We start from the raw sequence: 19,107 nt of genomic DNA, 5'->3' as shown, positions 1-19,107 counted from the left end.
TGAATGATCTCGAAGCTTTCTTCCCGGCACCGTCGAGCGCTGAGTCTGACCAGCCGGTTTCTGGCGCCTTATCGTTGGCAAGTCGGCGCTGCACTGCTGGCGCTGATCGTCACCGCGGCGGTCACTTTGTCGATGGGGCAGGGGATCAAATTGCTGGTCGATCGGGGCTTCATGACGCAGTCGCCGCATCAACTGAACCAGAGCATCGGCATCTTCATGCTGATGGTACTGGGCCTGGCGGTCGGCACGTTTGCACGGTTTTACTGGGTATCGTGGATCGGTGAGCGCTGTGTGGCGGACATCCGGCGCGAGGTGTTCAACCATCTGGTGTACCTGCATCCCGGGTTTTACGAAAACAACCGCAGTTCGGAGATTCAGTCCCGGCTGACTGCCGACACCACGTTGCTGCAATCGGTGATCGGCTCGTCACTGTCGATGTTTTTGCGCAACCTGTTGATGGTGATCGGCGGGGTGGTCCTGCTGTTTATCACCAACCCGAAACTTACCAGCATCGTAGTGATTGCCTTGCCGTTCGTGGTCGCGCCGATTCTGATTTTCGGTCGGCGCGTGCGTAATCTGTCGCGGCTGAGTCAGGACCGGGTCGCCGACATTGGCAGCTATGTCTCCGAAACCCTGGGCCAGATCAAGACCGTGCAAGCCTACAACCATCAGGTGCAGGACGAGCGGCGTTTCGCCACGACCGTCGAGGACGCGTTCGATACCGCGCGCAAGCGCATCTTTCAGCGCTCCTGGATGATCACCGTGGTGATCGTGCTGGTGCTCGGCGCGGTAGCGGTGATGTTGTGGGTCGGCGGCATGGACGTGATTGCCGGGCGCATTACCGGTGGTGAGCTGGCAGCATTCGTTTTCTACAGCCTGATCGTCGGCAGTGCGATCGGCACGTTGAGTGAAGTCATCGGCGAGTTGCAGCGTGCGGCGGGTGCCGCTGAGCGCATTGCGGAACTGCTCAGTTCGCAGAACATCATCCAGCCACCGAGCATCGGACTGGTGACATTGCCAGAACGGATCAAGGGCGAGCTGCAATTGCAGAATGTGCGTTTCTCCTACCCGTCACGTCCGGACAGCTACGCCATCAACGGCTTGAGCCTGACCATCAGGGCCGGTGAGACCCTGGCCCTTGTCGGGCCATCCGGGGCCGGCAAGTCCACGGTGTATGACTTGCTGTTGCGCTTCTACGACCCGCTTGAAGGCCGGATCCTGATAGATGGTGTGCCGCTGACCAGCCTCGACCCGCTGGATCTGCGGCGCAATTTCGCCCTGGTCTCGCAATCGCCTGCGCTGTTTTTCGGCAGCGTCGAAGAGAATATTCGTTACGGCAATGCGGGCGCGACACTGGAGCAGGTCAAGGAAGCGGCAAGAATTGCCCACGCCCATGACTTCATCGAGAAGATGCCCAATGGCTATCAGACCCACTTGGGGGACGCCGGCCTCGGACTTTCCGGCGGCCAGCGTCAACGCCTGGCGATCGCCCGCGCGTTGCTGGTGGATGCGCCGATTCTGCTGCTGGACGAAGCCACCAGCGCCCTCGATGCGCAGAGCGAGCACCTGATCCAGGAAGCCTTGCCCAGCCTGATGCAGAACCGCACCACACTGGTGATCGCGCATCGCTTGGCCACGGTCAAGAACGCCGACCGGATCGCGGTGATGGATCAGGGCAGCCTGGTGGCGATCGGTACGCATCAGGAGTTGATCGTAAGCAATCCGTTGTATGCACGGCTGGCGGCGCTGCAGTTCAACGACGGTCACGCGATCGCGGTGTAGAACTGCCGCAGGCGTTTGCTGAAGATAAAAAAATGCCCGCATCGATTGATGCGGGCATTTTTCATTTCAGGTATTCAGTACCTGTCATTGATCGTCGAAATACCGCTCATGCCAGTCCACCAGCGGCTGCGGCGAATTGAGCTTCTGCCCGTAGATCACCGAGTATGACAGCACGTTTTGCACGTACTGGCGGGTTTCGTCGAACGGGATGCTTTCCACCCACACGTCGAAGCTCAGGTGATCGGCACCGCGCAGCCACTGGCGCACGCGGCCGGGGCCGGCGTTGTAGGCGGCGGAGGCGAGCACGCGGTTGCCGTTGAACTGGCTGTGCACCTGGCTCAGGTAAGCGGCGCCGAGCTGGATGTTCTTGTCCGGATCGAGCACTTGCTGCGGCGAGGCCAGCGGGATGCTGAACTTGCGTGCGGTTTCCTTGGCAGTGCCGGGCATCAACTGCATCAGACCGCTGGCACCAACGCCGGAGCGGGCGTCGTCCATGAAGGCACTTTCCTGGCGGGTGATGGCGAACACCCAGCTCGAATGCAGGCCGCGCGTCTTGGCTTCACGCACCAGAGTGTCGCGGTGGGCCATCGGGAAGCGGATATCCAGGTCGTCCCAGTATTGCGCCTGACTGATGGTGCGGATGGCCGGGAAATACCATTTCAGGTCGTAGGCCAGTTTGGCCTGAGCGACCATTTCGTCACGATTGAAATGGCGACTGACGTGATACCACTCGCGGCGACCGTCAACGATCTGCCCGCGCGCATGGAATTCCAGAGCGCGCCGCACGCCGGGAGTGTTACGCACCTTGTTGATGGTCGCCTGACTGAGTACTAGCGGCTTGTTCATCAGCGAGTAAGGCAGTTGCGAGCGGTCGGCAGCGAGGAAACCGTAGAAGTCGCGTTCCTTCGCCAGATTCTTGTACAGGGTCTGCGCTTCCGGGTTCTGCGGTTGCGCCAGTTCCAGGCTGCGGGCCTGCCAGTAACGCCAGCGGTTGGTGGTCGCCAGATCCTGTGGCAGACGACGAGTCAACTGATACGCATCGTCCCAGCGTGCCAGGCGCAGCAGCAAACGCAGGCGCCATTCGGACACGGTGTTGTCACGCAGTTCCGGATCGTATTTGGTCATCACGTCCAGCGCGCGGCTGTCGAAACGCCGGGCCAGGGTCAGGCCGATTTCCCGGGCAATCGCGACTTTCTCGTCACGGGAGAAATGCATGCTGCTGGCGTATCCGTCGAGCAGGGCCATGGCCTTGTCCGGATCCTGACGGGCGAGGCGGCGCAGGCCGAGGCTGACCACGTCGGACATCGGCTCGTCGGCCGGGGTGAAGCGCGACGGCTGATTGAGCAGCTCGGGTTTCTGCGCCACATCTACCAGCAGCCGACCGCGCGGGGCGAGGGTGGTCAGGCCGTTGACCAGACTGTTGGCCAATGGATAGTTGCGTGCCTGGGCGGCGAGTTTGGTGCGTTCCCAGCGTTTCTGTTCGGTCAACTGACCGTCGGCGGCCCAGATCCCGAACAGCCCGTCACAGGCAGCCGGTTGCGATTTACCGGTCAGCCACAGTTTGTCGGCGTTGGCATAGCCCTCGGCCTTGTGGCCGCTGCTGATCTGGAACTGCGCATTGAGGCAGTCCAGTTCGGTGAAGTTGAGTTTCGGATCGTAATACTTGGTGAAGGTCGCCCAATCGCCACGGTCGGCGAGCCAGCGCAACCAGCGCAGCTTCATCCAGTTGGCCTGGGGCAGGTCGCCGTGCTCGGCGAGGAACTTCTCGATTTCGGCGTTGCTCGCGGTTTTCAGACGCGCGGTCAGTTCGTCGTAGGCCAGGTACGGTTCCAGCGGGTAATCGGCGAGGGCCTGGCTATAACGGAAGTACGGGCCGGTATCTCCCTTGGCCAAGGCGCGTTTGGCTTCATCGTAATATTGGCGTTGGGTGGACAGGTCCACCGCCTGGGCGGATTGAGCGGCAGCGGCGGTAAGTAGCAAACAGGACAAGACACTGAAAAGGCGACTGCGCATGAGACATCCGGGCAGAGAAATCATGACAAGCACCGGCCGCGGCCAGCACTGAATTGTCTGTAGCTTAGCCTTTTGCCAGCAACGGGCGAAAGCTTTGCCGGTCTTGCAGCACAAGTTCGCAACAAATGTTGTGCAGAGTGCTTCGGCAGACAAATTGCCGGCCTGCTGAGAGCCTAACTCAGGTAGAATGCGCGCCCGGTTTTTGGAGAAGCTCATGACCCTGCTCAAATTCAGCGATGTGTCCCTTGCATTCGGCGCGATGCCGTTGTTGGACAAGGTGTCCTGGCAGATCGCCCGTGGTGAGCGGGTGTGCATCATCGGCCGCAACGGCACTGGCAAATCCAGCATGATGAAACTGGTCAAGGGCGACCAGAAGCCCGATGACGGCTCGGTGTGGCGTGCCCCCGGTCTGAAAATCGGTGAATTGCCGCAAGAATTGCCGGTGGCCGACGGGCGGACCGTATTCGACGTGGTTGCCGAAGGCCTCGACGGCGTTGGCGCCTTGCTCGCCGAATATCATCACCTGAGCCAGAACATCGTTACCGACGCCGATCTGGACAAGCTGATGCACGTTCAGCATGACCTCGAAGCCCGTGACGGCTGGCGCTTGCAGACCCTGGTCGACAGCACTCTGAGCCGCCTGCAACTGCCGGCCGACAAGACCCTCGCCGAGTTGTCCGGCGGCTGGCGCCGTCGCGTGCTGCTGGCGCAGGCGCTGGTCTCGGAACCGGATCTGCTGCTGCTCGACGAACCGACCAACCACCTGGACATCGGTGCGATTGCCTGGCTTGAAGAAGCCCTGAAGGATTTCCAGGGCGCCGTGCTGTTCATCACGCACGACCGTTCTTTCCTGCAGAACCTTGCCACGCGCATCCTCGAACTGGATCGCGGCGGCCTGATCGACTGGAACGGCGACTACGCCAGCTTCCTGGTGCACAAAGAAGCCGCGCTGGCCGCTGAAGAAACCGCCAACGCGCTGTTCGACAAGCGTCTGGCTCAGGAAGAAGTGTGGATCCGTCAGGGCATCAAGGCCCGTCGTACCCGTAACGAAGGCCGTGTGCGTGCCCTTAAAGCCCTGCGAGTCGAGCGCAGCGAGCGTCGCGAGCGTACCGGCAAGGCGAATATCCAGCTGGAAACTGCCGACAAGTCCGGCAAGCAAGTGATGGTGCTGGAAAATGTCAGCTTCCATCACCCGGACGGCCCGTACCTGATCAAGGACTTCTCGATGGTCCTGCAGCGCGGCGACCGTATCGGTCTGCTCGGCGCCAACGGTACCGGCAAGACCACCCTGCTGAAGCTGATGCTCAACGGTCTGCAACCGACCAGTGGCAAGGTGGAAGAGGGCACGCGCATCGATGTGGCCTACTTCGACCAGTTGCGCCATCAGCTGGATCTGGAAAAGACCGTGATCGACAACGTCGCCGAAGGTCGCGACTTCATCGATATCGACGGCCAGAGCCGCCACGTTCTGAGCTACCTCGGTGACTTCCTGTTCAGCCCGCAGCGTGCGCGCACGCCGGTCAAGGCGCTGTCCGGTGGCGAGCGTGCGCGTTTGCTGCTGGCCAAACTGTTCAGCAAACCGGCGAACCTGCTGGTCCTCGACGAACCGACCAACGACCTCGACGTGGAAACCCTCGAGCTGCTCGAAGAAGTGCTGCTGACCTTCAACGGCACTGTGCTGATGGTCAGTCACGACCGGGCGTTCCTCGACAACGTGGTCACCAGCACCCTGGTCTTCGAAGGTGAAGGCAAGGTGCGTGAATACGTCGGCGGCTATCAGGACTGGATCCGTCAGGGCGGTTCGCCGCGCCTGTTGGGCGTGACCGAGAGCAAGTCGGGCAAAGCTGATCTGAATTCGGCGGTGGTCACCGCTGAGCCAGCCGTGGTTGCCGCACCTGCCGCTGCCGCGCCGGCAGCCAAGAAGAAGCTGAGCTACAAGCTGCAGCGCGAGCTGGAAGCATTGCCGGGCGACATCGATGCCAAGGAGCAGCAGATCGCGGCCGTCGAAGCCGAAATGGCTGAAGCCGGCTTCTATCAGCGTCCGCCAGCAGAAACGGCCAAGGTGATTGCTTCGCTGGAGCAGTTGCAGGCTGAGCTGGATGCACTGGTGGAGCGTTGGGCCGAGCTGGATGCCTGATTGATCCGGTCATGAAAAAGCCCGGCGTTCAGTGATGAGCGCCGGGCTTTTCATATACGGGTATCGGTGAAGATTCAATGTGGGAGCGGGCTTGCTCGCGAAAGCGGTATGTCATGTAGCGTCAATGTTGAATGTGCCGACGCCTTCGCGAGCAAGCCCGCTCCCACAGGTCTTTGTGTTTCAGCGTTTGATCAGGTGCACCGCGAGCACATCGCAAGGCGCGCCGTGCAGCACGTCGTTGGCCGTGGAGCCCAGCAACAGTGCCAGACCGTGACGGCCATGGCTGCCGACCACGATAAGATCGCACGAGTTTTCCTTGGCGAAATGATGGATCTCCTGACGTGGCTGGCCATAGGTCAGGTGGCAATTGGCGCCTTCGAGCTCGGCATATTTGGCTTTCAGGCGCTCAAGACGCTCCTTGGCCTGATCGAACTGCTGCTGTTGCAGTTGTGACAGATCCATCGGCACATCGCCGCCGAACGCCATGGCCATCGGTTCGACGATATGCACCAGCGACAGCTTGGCGCCATTGCTCGCCGACAGCTCTCGGGCGCGGTGAATCACAGGGTCGCACTCTTCGGTCAGGTCTACGGCGACCAGGATATGGTTGTAGGGCATGAGGTGCTCCTCGTGACGGTTCAATATTGTTAAGTATGGCTGGTTTCAAGCGCATTGGTTCCAAAGTGACACAATGCGCTCACCTTAAGTCGGGAGTAGAGATATGACGGTCTGGTTGGTGGTGTCAATCCTGCTGGTGGTTTTGAGTCCACTGGCGTGGTTGCGCCCGTCGCGCGTGCAGAGCGGCCGGATGGCCCTGCGCATGGAGGCGCGACGCATCGGGCTGGCCATGCAGCTGGCGCCTCAGGAGTGGCCGCACTGGCTGTCTCAGGAGCCGCCCAGCCCGTGCGCGCAATATCATCGGCCACGGCGTGGCACTCAGCCGGCGTGCTGGACCTACTGGCAGAAATCGCCGGGGGTATGGGTCAATCAGTGGCAGGAAGTCTGCGAGGACCGGTTGCTGCTCGATCATTTCGAAAAGTTGCCGGGCAACGTGTTCAAGGTCGAGGCCGACAAGCAGATGATCGCGCTGTACTGGGGCGAGAAGGGCGAAGCCACGGTTTTGCAGGATATTGACGCGACTCTGAAAGCGCTGGCCTGACTCGCGGACTTTTCCCACTGCAAGGGTGGGGAGCGTCCGGCAGACGAGCAATAAAAAGCCCGACATGATTCATCGGGCGGGGTGGCCAGGCAGGCCGGTAACTGTTTTTATCGCTGACTTGGCTTTTCGCGGTCAGCGATTCTCCCTGTAGTCCAGCCAGCGTAGCCTGTTAAACAAGGCTCGCCGGGAATTAGGGCGACTTTTCTAACTATTGATTCTATGAATGGCTTTGCATGCAGCTGCGTGTTGCGGATCTGTGTGCAACGGAAATGACCACAAAGTCGCATTTCAACCCGTATTTTGGGCGATTGACAATTGTTGGAAATTCCGTGAAGGTGACGTACCCAAATCAAACGGGCGTATGAATTGAGCGTTTGTCTTACAGACTGCTCCTACAGAATCCCGACTATCGCGTTGGCGGGTGTGCCGGGTGGATTGGCGTCAGCATCGACGAAAAAGCGTCCTGCCGAGCCATTTACCTGCGTCCGACGTGTACTGTTCAGCTTCCATATCGTGGAGATCAGTTGATGATTTACGAAGGTAAAGCCATCACGGTTAAAGCTCTTGAAAGTGGCATCGTCGAATTGAAATTCGACCTCAAGGGTGAGTCCGTCAACAAGTTCAACCGTCTTACCCTGAACGAACTGCGTCAGGCCGTGGACACCATCAAGGCAGATGCTTCGATCAAGGGCGTGATCGTCAGCAGTGGCAAGGACGTGTTCATCGTCGGCGCCGACATCACCGAATTTGTCGACAACTTCAAGCTGCCGGATGCCGAGCTGGTTGCTGGCAATCTCGAAGCCAACAAGATCTTCAGCGATTTCGAAGACCTCAACGTTCCGACCGTGGCCGCGATCAACGGCATCGCCCTGGGTGGCGGTCTGGAAATGTGCCTGGCGGCGGACTACCGCGTCATGTCGACCAAGGCCAAGATCGGTCTGCCGGAAGTCAAACTGGGCATCTACCCAGGCTTCGGCGGCACCGTGCGTCTGCCACGCCTGATCGGCGTCGATAACGCCATCGAGTGGATTGCCGCCGGTAAGGAAAACCGTCCTGAAGACGCGCTGAAAGTCAGCGCCGTCGACGCCGTGGTTGCGCCGGAGAAGCTGCAGGAAGCTGCCCTTGAACTGATCAAACGCGCCATCTCCGGCGAGTTCGATTACAAGGCCAAGCGTCAGCCAAAACTTGAAAAACTCAAGTTGAACGCCATTGAACAGATGATGGCTTTCGAAACCGCCAAAGGTTTCGTGGCAGGGCAGGCTGGTCCGAATTACCCGGCGCCGGTCGAAGCCATCAAGACCATCCAGAAAGCCGCGAACTTCGGTCGTGACAAGGCGCTGGAAGTCGAAGCCGCCGGTTTCGTCAAACTGGCCAAGACCTCTGCCGCGCAGAGCTTGATCGGTCTGTTCCTGAACGATCAGGAGCTGAAGAAAAAGGCCAAGGCCTACGACGAAATCGCCAAGGACGTGAAGCAGGCTGCCGTACTGGGCGCCGGCATCATGGGTGGCGGCATCGCCTATCAGTCGGCCTCCAAAGGCACGCCGATTCTGATGAAGGACATCAACGAGCACGGTATCGAGCAGGGGCTGGCCGAAGCCGCCAAACTGCTGGTTGGTCGCGTTGACAAAGGCCGCATGACCGCCGCGAAAATGGCTGAAGTGCTCAACGGCATTCGTCCGACCCTGTCCTACGGTGACTTCGGTCACGTCGATCTGGTTGTTGAAGCCGTGGTCGAGAACCCGAAGGTCAAGCAAGCGGTGCTGGCTGAAGTCGAAGACAAGGTCAAAGAGGACACCATCCTCGCGTCCAACACCTCGACGATTTCCATCAGCTTGCTGGCCAAGGCCCTCAAGCGCCCGGAAAACTTCGTCGGCATGCACTTCTTCAACCCGGTGCACATGATGCCGCTGGTGGAAGTGATCCGTGGCGAGAAGTCCAGCGAGCTGGCGATTGCCACAACCGTTGCCTACGCCAAGAAAATGGGCAAGAACCCGATCGTCGTCAACGACTGCCCGGGCTTCCTGGTCAACCGCGTTCTGTTCCCGTATTTCGGCGGTTTCGCCAAGCTGGTCAGCGCTGGTGTGGACTTCGTCCGCATCGACAAGGTCATGGAAAAATTCGGCTGGCCGATGGGCCCGGCGTACCTGATGGACGTGGTCGGCATCGACACCGGTCACCACGGTCGTGACGTGATGGCTGAAGGCTTCCCGGATCGCATGAAGGATGACCGTCGTTCGGCCATCGACGTGCTTTACGAAGCCAAGCGTCTGGGTCAGAAGAACGGCAAGGGCTTCTACGCTTACGAAGCCGACAAGAAAGGCAAGCAGAAGAAGGTTGCCGATCCGTCGGTGCTGGAAGTGCTCAAGCCGATCGTTTACGAGCAGCGCGAAGTCACTGACGAAGACATCATCAATTGGATGATGATCCCGCTGTGCCTGGAAACCGTGCGCTGCCTGGAAGACGGCATCGTTGAAACCGCCGCCGAAGCCGACATGGGTCTGGTCTACGGTATCGGCTTCCCTCCATTCCGTGGCGGTGCGCTGCGCTACATCGATTCGATCGGTGTGGCCGAGTTCGTTGCCCTGGCTGACCAGTACGCTGATTTGGGCGCGCTGTACCACCCGACCGCGAAGCTGCGCGAAATGGCCAAAAACGGCCAGAGCTTCTTCGGTTAAGCGCCCCCAACTAGAGTGAGAGTGAACTTATGAGCTTGAATCCTAGAGACGTCGTGATTGTCGACTTCGGTCGTACTCCGATGGGCCGCTCCAAGGGCGGCATGCACCGCAACACCCGCGCCGAAGACATGTCGGCGCACCTGATCAGCAAACTGCTGGAACGCAACAGCAAGGTTGATCCTGCTGAAGTCGAGGACGTGATCTGGGGCTGTGTGAACCAGACCCTGGAGCAGGGCTGGAACATCGCGCGCATGGCGTCGCTGATGACCCAGATTCCGCACACCTCGGCCGGCCAGACCGTCAGCCGTCTGTGCGGCTCGTCGATGAGCGCCCTGCACACTGCAGCGCAAGCGATCATGACCGGCAACGGTGACGTATTCGTGGTTGGCGGCGTCGAGCATATGGGCCACGTGAGCATGATGCACGGTGTCGATCCGAACCCGCACATGTCGCTGTACGCGGCGAAAGCCTCGGGCATGATGGGCCTCACCGCTGAAATGCTCGGCAAGATGCACGGCATCACTCGTGAGCAGCAGGATGCCTTTGGCGTGCGCTCCCACCAGCTCGCCCATAAAGCAACGGTGGAGGGCAAGTTCAAAGACGAAATCATCCCGATGCAGGGCTACGACGAAAACGGCTTCCTGAAGCTGTTCGACTACGACGAAACCATTCGTCCGGAAACCACCCTGGAAAGTCTGGCGGCCCTCAAACCTGCCTTCAATCCAAAAGGCGGCACCGTGACAGCCGGTACTTCGTCGCAGATCACCGATGGTGCTTCGTGCATGATCGTGATGTCGGCGCAGCGTGCACAGGATCTGGGGATCCAGCCGATGGCGGTGATCCGTTCGATGGCAGTGGCGGGTGTGGATCCGGCGATCATGGGCTATGGTCCAGTGCCGGCGACACAAAAAGCCCTGAAGCGTGCGGGCCTTGGCATCAACGATATCGACTTCTTCGAGCTCAACGAAGCTTTCGCTGCACAGGCCCTGCCAGTGCTGAAAGATCTGAAAGTGCTCGACAAGATGAACGAGAAGGTTAACCTGCACGGCGGCGCGATCGCCCTGGGTCACCCGTTCGGTTGCTCCGGTGCCCGTATTTCCGGCACCTTGCTGAACGTGATGAAGCAGAATGGCGGCACCTTCGGGGTGGCCACCATGTGCATTGGTCTCGGCCAAGGCATCTCCACCGTCTTCGAACGCGTTTAAGCGTCTCGTCGATGGAAGCCGGGGCCCAGTGCCCCGGTTTTTGTTTTTGCGGATTTATTTTTGTATTTATTTTGAAAAAATTTGAGTGAGGGCCGAAGCATGCCGATACAACCTGGGCTCTACCAACATTACAAAGGTCCGCAGTACCGCGTATTCAGTGTTGCGCGGCATTCCGAGACCGAAGAGGAAGTGGTGTTTTACCAAGCCCTGTATGGCGATTACGGCTTTTGGGTGCGCCCTTTGAGCATGTTCGTCGAGTCGGTCGAGGTTGACGGCGAGCAGGTGCCACGCTTTGCTTTGGTGCACGCCGAACCGAGCCTTTTTTCCAAGGCATAAGGCGAGTGCGCACAGAACCCTGTGCTTGACCTCACCTTGTAGCCACTATATATAGCGGTGCCGCGTCAGGCGCCAACCGCCTTTCACTTCTAGAATTCAGGAATTTTCTGATCCATGGGCAAATCGCTGGTCATTGTGGAATCCCCGGCTAAGGCCAAGACCATCAACAAGTATCTGGGCAACCAATACGTGGTGAAGTCGAGTATCGGCCATATCCGAGACCTGCCCACCAGCGGTTCGGCTAGCGCCAGCAAAGAGCCAGCCGCCAAGCGCGGCAAGGCTGCCGCGGGCGAAGGGCCGGTGCTCACGCCGAAAGAGAAAGCGCGCAAGCAGCTGGTCTCGCGCATGGGGGTCGATCCCGAGCATGGCTGGAAAGCCCAGTACGAGATCCTCCCGGGCAAAGAGAAGGTCATCGAAGAGCTGCGCCGGCTCGCCAAGGATGCTGACACCATCTATCTCGCAACCGACTTGGATCGCGAGGGGGAAGCCATTGCCTGGCACCTGCGCGAAGCCATCGGTGGTGACGACAGCCGCTACAAGCGCGTGGTGTTCAACGAAATCACCAAGAAGGCGATTCAGGAAGCCTTCTCCGAGCCGGGCGAGCTGGACATCGATCGTGTAAATGCCCAACAGGCGCGTCGTTTCCTCGACCGCGTTGTGGGTTACATGGTCTCGCCGCTGCTGTGGGCCAAAATCGCCCGTGGCCTGTCAGCCGGTCGCGTGCAATCGGTTGCCGTGAAACTGGTGGTGGAGCGTGAGCGCGAGATCCGTGCATTCAACCCGGAAGAGTACTGGGAAGTGCACGCTGATCTTGGCACCGCCAAGGGTTCGACCGTACGTTTCGAAGTGGCGCGCGAGAAGGGTGAAGCCTTCAAGCCGCTGAACGAAGCTCAGGCCACAGCCGCGCTGGAGAAACTCAAGTCCTCCAGCTACAGCATCGTCAAGCGCGAAGACAAGCCGACCAGCAGCAAGCCGTCGGCGCCGTTCATCACCTCCACCCTGCAGCAGGCCGCGAGCAACCGCCTGGGCTTCGGTGTGAAGAAAACCATGATGATGGCCCAGCGTCTGTACGAAGCCGGCTACATCACTTATATGCGTACCGACTCGACCAACCTCTCGGCTGATGCCGTGGCGATGGCGCGTACCTATATCGAGGACGAGTTCGGCAAGAAGTACCTGCCGGAAACGCCGAACGTCTACAGCAGCAAGGAAGGCGCACAAGAGGCTCACGAAGCGATTCGTCCTTCCGATGCCAACACCACGCCAAGCAAGCTTGCGGGCATGGAGCGTGATGCTGAGCGCCTCTACGAGTTGATCTGGCGCCAGTTCCTCGCTTGCCAGATGCTGCCGGCGCAATATCTGTCGACCACCGTCAGCGTTGCCGCTGGCGACTTCGAGCTGCGTGCCAAAGGCCGCATCCTCAAGTTCGACGGTTACACCCGCGTTCTGCCGCAAATCACCAAGCCTGGCGATGACGATGTTCTGCCGGACATGGCGCAGGGCGATGCGATGAAGCTGATCAAGCTCGATCCGTCGCAGCACTTCACCAAACCGCCGGCCCGTTACTCGGAAGCCAGCCTGGTGAAAGAAATGGAAAAACGCGGCATCGGTCGTCCTTCGACCTATGCAGCGATCATTTCGACCATTCAGGATCGCGGCTACGTGACCCTGCACAACCGTCGTTTCTACTCGGAAAAGATGGGCGATATCGTCACCGAGCGTCTGTCGGAGAGCTTCTCGAACCTCATGGACTACGGCTTCACCGCCGGCATGGAAGAGAACCTCGATGATGTGGCTCAGGGCGAGCGCGACTGGAAAAACGTGCTGGACGAGTTCTACGGCGACTTCAAGAAGAAGCTCGAAGTGGCCGAGAACCCGGAAAGCGGCATGCGTGCCAACCAGCCGGTCATGACTGACATTCCGTGCACCACGTGCGGTCGTCCGATGCAGATCCGTACGGCATCGACCGGCGTGTTCCTCGGTTGCTCGGGTTACAGCCTGCCACCAAAAGAGCGCTGCAAGGCCACCGTCAACCTGGTGCCGGGCGACGAGATCGCTGCGGACGACGAGGGCGAGTCGGAGTCGCTGGTGCTGCGCGGCAAGCATCGCTGCCCGATCTGCAGCACCGCGATGGATGCCTACCTGCTCGACGAGAAGCGCAAACTGCACATCTGCGGTAACAACCCGGATTGTGCCGGCTATGAAATCGAAGAGGGCAACTACCGCATCAAGGGCTACGAAGGTCCGAGCCTGGAATGCGACAAGTGCGGCAGCGAGATGCAGCTCAAGACTGGCCGTTTCGGCAAGTTCTTCGGTTGCACCAACCCGACCTGCAAGAACACCCGCAAACTGCTCAAGAGCGGTGACGCGGCGCCGCCGAAGATGGATCCGGTGAAGATGCCTGAGCTGAAATGCGAGAAGGTCAACGACACCTACATTCTGCGCGACGGTGCTTCCGGTCTGTTCCTGGCGGCCAGCCAGTTCCCGAAAAACCGCGAGACCCGTGCTCCGCTGGTGATCGAGATTCTGCCGCACAAGGATGAGATCGATCCGAAGTACCACTTCCTCTGCGAAGCACCGCAGAAGGATCCTGATGGTCTGCCGGCAGTAATCCGTTACAGCCGCAAGACCAAGGAGCAATATGTGCAGACCGAGGTCGACGGCAAGCCTACCGGCTGGAAAGCGTTCTACGACGGTGGCAAGTGGACTGTTGAAGACAAGCGCACGAAAGCCAAGGCTGAGTAAGCGTTAGCCTGATCCACAAAAGGCCGCATGATGACTCTCGGGTTTTCATGCGGCCTTTTTGTTTTGTGCTTGCGGTGGGATCGGCTGATCCACGACACTGTCGGGTCTGTGTGACGCAATTATTTCGCTGTGGAGACTGCCGGCATGGCGCACGAACTCTATACCCGCACCAATCAGAAGATCTATTTCGCCGGCCTGTCGCTGGAGGCTCTGGCTCGCGCCGAAGAGGGGCGGGCGATGAATGCGTTGGCGCTGATTCAGGCTGGCCGCGAATCAGCATTGTTTCACCTCTATGGCGCGCTTCTGGGCCTGTGTCACGAGATCGCCGGTTTTTATCGTCTGCCTCAGGCCAATGCATCGCGAGCAGAAGCGTTGCTGACTCGCGAAGTCCTGGAATCGATTGCGATCCCGGAACTGGCCGAGATGGTTGAGCTGGCTGGTAACCCTGAAACCTGGCTGGCGAAATTGCTGGCGGCGCACTCAGCGTTGTTCCAGCCGCCACGGGTGCCACACAAGCCCAAGGGCGATGTGACACAGCCATTGATTCAGGCCATCAATCTCGATGAAGAAGAGGCGCCGCAGGAGTTGAGTCGGGAAGAGCTGGAGAGCTGGCGGCAGAATCTCAAGGGCTTGGCAATCCGCTTTCGCGAAGGCTTGAACGAATGCTGAGGACAATTGACACGGTGGCAATCTGAAACATGCTGCTGGTCAAGATCCCGAGCGAAGCCCGAATGATGTCTATATAATCCCTGCCTTTCGTGGAGAACAGACCTATATGCCAACGTCCTTTCTAGAAATTGTCGAGTTACCAGACGGCCGAATCGAACTGCGCAGGGCTGAGGACGAGGGTTCTCTGGTGACGCTGGATTTCTCCGAGGATGCTAAAGCATTCCTGCAAGGCCAGCATGTGGAAATCGCGAAAGCGATGTTGAGCGTTGGCGTACAGATGGCCGGCCGTATGGTCGAAGGCGAATTTGATAAGGAAGAAGGGCCGCGGGTTCTTCACTGAGATCCGCCTGTCGGCGCTTGCCGCTGCAACATCAGATCGGCTTCTCTGTCCCTGGAGAAGCCCTGCGCTTCACACAGCGCGCGTTACAAGTGAGTCAACCCAATCGAATGTTCAGGCTCTGAGCGTCGCCCGTGCGGGCTGCGCTGATCAGTTGTTGCCGTGAACTTGTGTTCAGCGGATTGAGCCAGGTTACCACCGTATGGCTACGACCCAGGCGCAGTGCTTCGCAGGCCAGTTGCTGAGCGCTTTGCGCACCACGAGGTTGCAGTAGCAGAATGCGTTCACGGTTCAGGCCGGCCTCTCGCAGCCAGATCTGGGTCAGGCTGGCTGGAGGGGCGATCAGCGTCAGCCAGCGAGCATCCTGATCCTCGCTCAGTTCGCGAAGGATCGGGGCCAGCAGGTTCAGGCAGTTCCCGGCCGCACCGCGCAGTGACAGCTCACTGAATACTTCCGGTTCGGCAATCCATGGGCGCTCGACCACATCTTTCAGGATCGGTGCCATCGGTTGTGCCAGAAACGCTTCGAATAGAGGCAGTTGTGTTTGCTGGGGTGTGTGTGGGAACTGCATAAAGCCTCCTTTAGCGGCGGATTACGCCGACACTCAAGCCTTCGATCACCAGTTCCTGATCTTTCAGGTCGACTTCGATGGGGGCGAACTCAGGGTTTTCGGCAATAAGCCAGACTTTGCTGCCTTCGCGCTTGAAGCGCTTGACCGTCACTTCATCGCCGATCCGTGCAACCACCACCTGGCCATTGCGTGCTTCGCGGGTGGTGTGAACCGCCAGCAGGTCACCGTCGAAAATGCCGATGTCCTTCATGCTCATGCCGTGTACGCGCAACAGGTAATCGGCCCGTGGGTGAAAGAACGCAGGATTGATGTTGCAGGACTCTTCGATGTGCTGCTGGGCGAGGATCGGTGCGCCGGCAGCGACCCGGCCAATGATCGGCAGGGTAGAGTCGTCAGCCTTGGCTTCGAAACCGGGGATGCGAATGCCGCGGGAGGCGCCCGGGGTCATCTCGATAGCGCCTTTGCGGGCCAGGGCCTTGAGGTGTTCTTCCGCCGCATTGGGCGACTTGAAACCCAGTTCCTGAGCGATTTCCGCGCGGGTTGGCGGGTAGCCGTTGTCTTCGAGGCAGCGTTTGATAAAGGCCAGAATCTCGGCTTGGCGTGGCGTCAGCTTTAGCATATTGATCGCTCTGTCTTTTTATACAGTGACTGGGATTATATACAGTGAAGCGGTCTTGGCAATGCCCGTTTTTTTGCAGCCCGCCGGACGGTCGGTTGCCGTGCTTATTAATGCGCCGGTCGAGTGTGGTTAAATAGCTGACCGACCATTCCCAAAACGAACTGGCAGGCTTGACAAGGCTTGGGCTGAAACGTATGTTTCAAACAAGTGTTTGTCAGGCGGAGTAGCCATGGCCCAGTCGGAAACCGTTGAACGCATTCTTGATGCTGCCGAGCAGTTGTTCGCGGAGAAAGGTTTCGCTGAAACCTCATTGCGTTTGATCACCAGCAAGGCCGGGGTAAACCTGGCGGCGGTGAATTATCATTTCGGCTCCAAGAAAGCGCTGATCCAGGCGGTTTTCTCGCGCTTCCTCGGGCCGTTCTGCATCAGCCTCGATAAAGAGCTGGAGCGTCGCCAGGCCAAGCCTGAAAACAAGCCGACCCTTGAAGAGTTGCTGGAAATCCTCGTCGAGCAAGCGCTCGTGGTGCAGCCACGCAGCGGTAACGACCTGTCGATCTTCATGCGTTTGCTCGGTTTGGCGTTCAGCCAGAGCCAGGGTCACCTGCGTCGTTATCTGGAAGACATGTACGGTAAGGTGTTCCGCCGCTACATGCTGTTGGTCAACGAAGCGGCTCCGCGCATCCCGCCAATCGAGCTGTTCTGGCGCGTGCACTTCATGCTCGGCGCTGCGGCGTTCAGCATGTCCGGGATCAAGGCCTTGCGCGCGATTGCCGAGACCGATTTCGGCGTCAACACCTCGATCGAACAGGTGATGCGTCTGATGGTGCCGTTCCTTGCCGCCGGCATGCGTGCCGAAACCGGTGTCACCGACCCGGCGATGGCGACTGCGCAGCTTCGCCCGCGCAGCAAATCGACTCCGGTGGCCGCCAAGGTTTAACCGCACACGGGTGGGCGCGGCTGCTTGTATCCGCTAAGCTAGCCGCCCATGCCGACTTTCGTTCTGAACCCGATCTCCATAGAAATTATTGGCCTGCCGAGCACTGCTCACGGTAGAGATTTCTGGCGGCTCGGGTTTTTCGTTTTCAAGGAATCTCTATGACTGCTGGCCTGCAAGGCTCGTTGATGGTGGACGTCGCCGGTACCTGGCTGACGGCTGAAGATCGCCAATTGTTGCGCCAGCCCGAAGTGGGCGGCCTGATCATTTTCGCGCGCAACATCGAGCACCCGCGCCAAGTGCGCGAGCTGAGTGCTGCGATCCGCGCCATTCGCCCGGATCTGCTGCTGGCGGTCGACCAGGAGGGCGGCCGGGTGCAGCGTCTGCGTCAGGGCTTCGTGCGCCTGCCCGCGATGCGTGCCATCGCCGACAAGCCGAACGCCGAATACCTCGCCGAACAATGCGGCTGGGTCATGGCCACCGAAGTGTTGGCGGTCGGCCTCGACCTGAGTTTCGCCCCGGTGCTGGATCTGGATTACCAGCGCAGCGCCGTGGTCGGCACTCGTTCGTTCGAAGGGGATCCCGAGCGCGCAGCGTTGCTCGCCGGCGCCTTCATCCGCGGCATGAACAGCGCGGGCATGGCCGCTACCGGCAAGCATTTCCCCGGTCATGGTTGGGCCGAAGCCGACTCCCACGTCGCGATCCCGAATGACGAGCGCAGTCTCGACGAGATCCGCGCCAACGACCTCGTACCGTTCGCCAGACTCAGCAAGCAACTCGCTGCGGTCATGCCGGCGCACGTCATCTATCCGCAAGTCGATTCGCAGCCGGCCGGGTTCTCCCGTCGCTGGTTGCAGGACATCCTGCGCGGCGAGTTGCAGTTCGACGGTGTAATCTTCAGCGACGACCTTTCGATGGCCGGCGCCCACGTGGTCGGCGACGCTGCCAGCCGGATCGAAGCCGCGTTGACTGCCGGTTGCGACATGGGCCTGGTGTGCAATGACCGCGCTGCGGCCGAACTGGCCCTGAGTGCTGCGCAACGGATGAGGGTCAAGCCGTCCGCACGCATTGCGCGGATGCGCGGGCAGGCGTTCGCCAGCACCGACTACCGTCAGGATCCGCGCTGGCTCACCGCCATCGGCGCGCTCAAAGACGCTCAACTGATCGATTAAGGATTTTTGCTATGACGGTTTACGCAATCATCGGTGGCACCGGCCTGACCCAGCTCGAAGGCCTGAGCATTCGTCAGTCGTTGGCGGTGGATACGCCTTACGGTTCGCCGTCGGCTGAAGTGCAGATCGGCGAATATGCCGGCAAGGAAGTTTTGTTCCTCGCCCGCCACGGCCATCCCCATCGTTTCCCGCCGCACAAGGTCAACTACCGCGCCAACCTGTGGGCGCTGAAGCAGGCCGGCGCCGAGGCGATCATCGCGGTCAACGCGGTGGGCGGGATCCATCCGGCCATGGGTACCGGGCATTTCTGTGTGCCACACCAGATCGTCGATTACACCAGCGGTCGCGAACACACGTTTTTCGCCGATGATCTGGAGCACGTCACCCACATCGATTTCAGCTTCCCTTACAGTGAGCCGCTGCGTCAGCAACTGATCGCCGCGCTGGCTGCCGAAGGTTGCGAATACAGCGATCAGGGCGTGTATGCCTGCACCCAGGGCCCGCGTCTGGAAACCGTGGCCGAGATCGTGCGTCTGGAGCGCGATGGCTGCGACATCGTCGGCATGACCGGCATGCCGGAAGCGGCACTGGCCCGTGAGCTGGATCTGGATTACGCCTGCCTGTCGCTGGTGGTGAATCCGGCGGCGGGCAAGACCACGGCGGTGATCACCATGGCCGAGATCGAGCAGGCGCTGCATGACGGGATGGGCAAGGTGAAATCGACGTTGGCGCGGGTGTTGGCCAGCTAAGGAC

At 59.9% G+C, this 19,107-nt stretch carries 16 protein-coding genes; 12 read left to right on the top strand and 4 right to left on the bottom strand.

From position 1 onward, the window contains the following. Positions 1 to 3: 3 nt before the first annotated feature. Complete coding sequence (locus VLA07_RS16460; protein WP_333989690.1) at positions 4 to 1,782, top strand: ABC transporter transmembrane domain-containing protein; 1,779 nt, start codon at positions 4 to 6, stop codon at positions 1,780 to 1,782. Positions 1,783 to 1,866: 84 nt separating this feature from the next. Here the strand turns inward: VLA07_RS16460 and VLA07_RS16455 are convergent, their stop codons facing one another. Continuing rightward, positions 1,867 to 3,795: a transglycosylase SLT domain-containing protein gene (locus VLA07_RS16455; RefSeq protein ID WP_027611441.1), complete on the bottom strand. Its 1,929-nt coding sequence runs from the start codon at positions 3,793 to 3,795 to the stop codon at positions 1,867 to 1,869. A 214-nt stretch (positions 3,796 to 4,009) separates the two neighbouring features. Here VLA07_RS16455 and VLA07_RS16450 point away from each other — a divergent pair, with 214 nt between their 5' ends. Further along, positions 4,010 to 5,932 (top strand): ATP-binding cassette domain-containing protein, encoded by a 1,923-nt coding sequence (locus tag VLA07_RS16450; RefSeq protein WP_027611442.1) that lies wholly within the window; start codon positions 4,010 to 4,012, stop codon positions 5,930 to 5,932. A 180-nt stretch (positions 5,933 to 6,112) separates the two neighbouring features. Here VLA07_RS16450 and VLA07_RS16445 read toward each other — a convergent pair whose 3' ends face one another. After that, positions 6,113 to 6,550 carry a universal stress protein gene (locus VLA07_RS16445; RefSeq protein WP_096797178.1) on the bottom strand — a complete coding sequence of 146 codons (438 nt, stop codon included), beginning with the start codon at positions 6,548 to 6,550 and terminating at the stop codon, positions 6,113 to 6,115. 103 nt (positions 6,551 to 6,653) lie between these two features. On the opposite strand from VLA07_RS16445, the gene VLA07_RS16440 reads away from it, so the two are divergent. From VLA07_RS16440 to VLA07_RS16410, 7 genes are all read left to right on the top strand, one after another. Next, on the top strand, positions 6,654 to 7,091 hold the full coding sequence (locus VLA07_RS16440; protein ID WP_027611444.1) for a hypothetical protein: 438 nt from the start codon (positions 6,654 to 6,656) through the stop codon (positions 7,089 to 7,091). Positions 7,092 to 7,618: 527 nt separating this feature from the next. Next, a complete protein-coding gene (fadB, locus tag VLA07_RS16435; RefSeq protein ID WP_024013640.1) occupies positions 7,619 to 9,766 on the top strand; it encodes a fatty acid oxidation complex subunit alpha FadB in 2,148 nt (715 codons plus the stop codon). A gap of 29 nt (positions 9,767 to 9,795) precedes the next feature. Continuing rightward, complete coding sequence (gene fadA / locus VLA07_RS16430; protein ID WP_096797176.1) at positions 9,796 to 10,971, top strand: acetyl-CoA C-acyltransferase FadA; 1,176 nt, start codon at positions 9,796 to 9,798, stop codon at positions 10,969 to 10,971. A gap of 99 nt (positions 10,972 to 11,070) precedes the next feature. After that, positions 11,071 to 11,307 (top strand): DUF1653 domain-containing protein, encoded by a 237-nt coding sequence (locus VLA07_RS16425; protein ID WP_027611446.1) that lies wholly within the window; start codon positions 11,071 to 11,073, stop codon positions 11,305 to 11,307. Positions 11,308 to 11,421: 114 nt separating this feature from the next. Next, positions 11,422 to 14,052, top strand: a complete 2,631-nt coding sequence (topA, locus tag VLA07_RS16420) for a type I DNA topoisomerase (protein WP_095140031.1) — start codon at positions 11,422 to 11,424, stop codon at positions 14,050 to 14,052. 144 nt (positions 14,053 to 14,196) lie between these two features. Continuing rightward, positions 14,197 to 14,721 (top strand): DUF6586 family protein, encoded by a 525-nt coding sequence (locus VLA07_RS16415; RefSeq protein WP_027611448.1) that lies wholly within the window; start codon positions 14,197 to 14,199, stop codon positions 14,719 to 14,721. 106 nt (positions 14,722 to 14,827) lie between these two features. Then, complete coding sequence (locus VLA07_RS16410) at positions 14,828 to 15,061, top strand: hypothetical protein (RefSeq protein ID WP_003226592.1); 234 nt, start codon at positions 14,828 to 14,830, stop codon at positions 15,059 to 15,061. 94 nt (positions 15,062 to 15,155) lie between these two features. On the opposite strand, the gene sulA is transcribed toward VLA07_RS16410, so the two are convergent. Both sulA and lexA read right to left on the bottom strand, forming a co-directional pair. Continuing rightward, positions 15,156 to 15,629, bottom strand: coding sequence for an SOS-induced cell division inhibitor SulA (gene sulA / locus VLA07_RS16405; protein ID WP_003226591.1), 474 nt, complete (start codon positions 15,627 to 15,629; stop codon positions 15,156 to 15,158). Between the two features lie 10 nt (positions 15,630 to 15,639). Further along, complete coding sequence (lexA, locus tag VLA07_RS16400) at positions 15,640 to 16,248, bottom strand: transcriptional repressor LexA (RefSeq protein WP_003226590.1); 609 nt, start codon at positions 16,246 to 16,248, stop codon at positions 15,640 to 15,642. A gap of 229 nt (positions 16,249 to 16,477) precedes the next feature. Here lexA and VLA07_RS16395 point away from each other — a divergent pair, with 229 nt between their 5' ends. From VLA07_RS16395 to VLA07_RS16385, 3 genes are all read left to right on the top strand, one after another. Beyond that, positions 16,478 to 17,185 (top strand): TetR/AcrR family transcriptional regulator, encoded by a 708-nt coding sequence (locus VLA07_RS16395; protein ID WP_007961819.1) that lies wholly within the window; start codon positions 16,478 to 16,480, stop codon positions 17,183 to 17,185. Between the two features lie 158 nt (positions 17,186 to 17,343). Beyond that, the gene (gene nagZ, locus VLA07_RS16390; RefSeq protein ID WP_333989689.1) at positions 17,344 to 18,354 is read left to right on the top strand and encodes a beta-N-acetylhexosaminidase; all 1,011 of its coding nucleotides are present in this window, start codon (positions 17,344 to 17,346) and stop codon (positions 18,352 to 18,354) included. Positions 18,355 to 18,365: 11 nt separating this feature from the next. Further along, on the top strand, positions 18,366 to 19,103 hold the full coding sequence (locus tag VLA07_RS16385) for an S-methyl-5'-thioinosine phosphorylase (protein WP_333989688.1): 738 nt from the start codon (positions 18,366 to 18,368) through the stop codon (positions 19,101 to 19,103). Positions 19,104 to 19,107: the final 4 nt, after the last annotated feature.

The organism is Pseudomonas sp. S3(2024), assembly GCF_036861315.1.
GTDB lineage: Bacteria > Pseudomonadota > Gammaproteobacteria > Pseudomonadales > Pseudomonadaceae > Aquipseudomonas > Aquipseudomonas putida_A.
The sequence above is the reverse complement of the archived record's forward strand: the minus strand, read 5'-3'. Positions and strand labels throughout refer to the sequence as shown.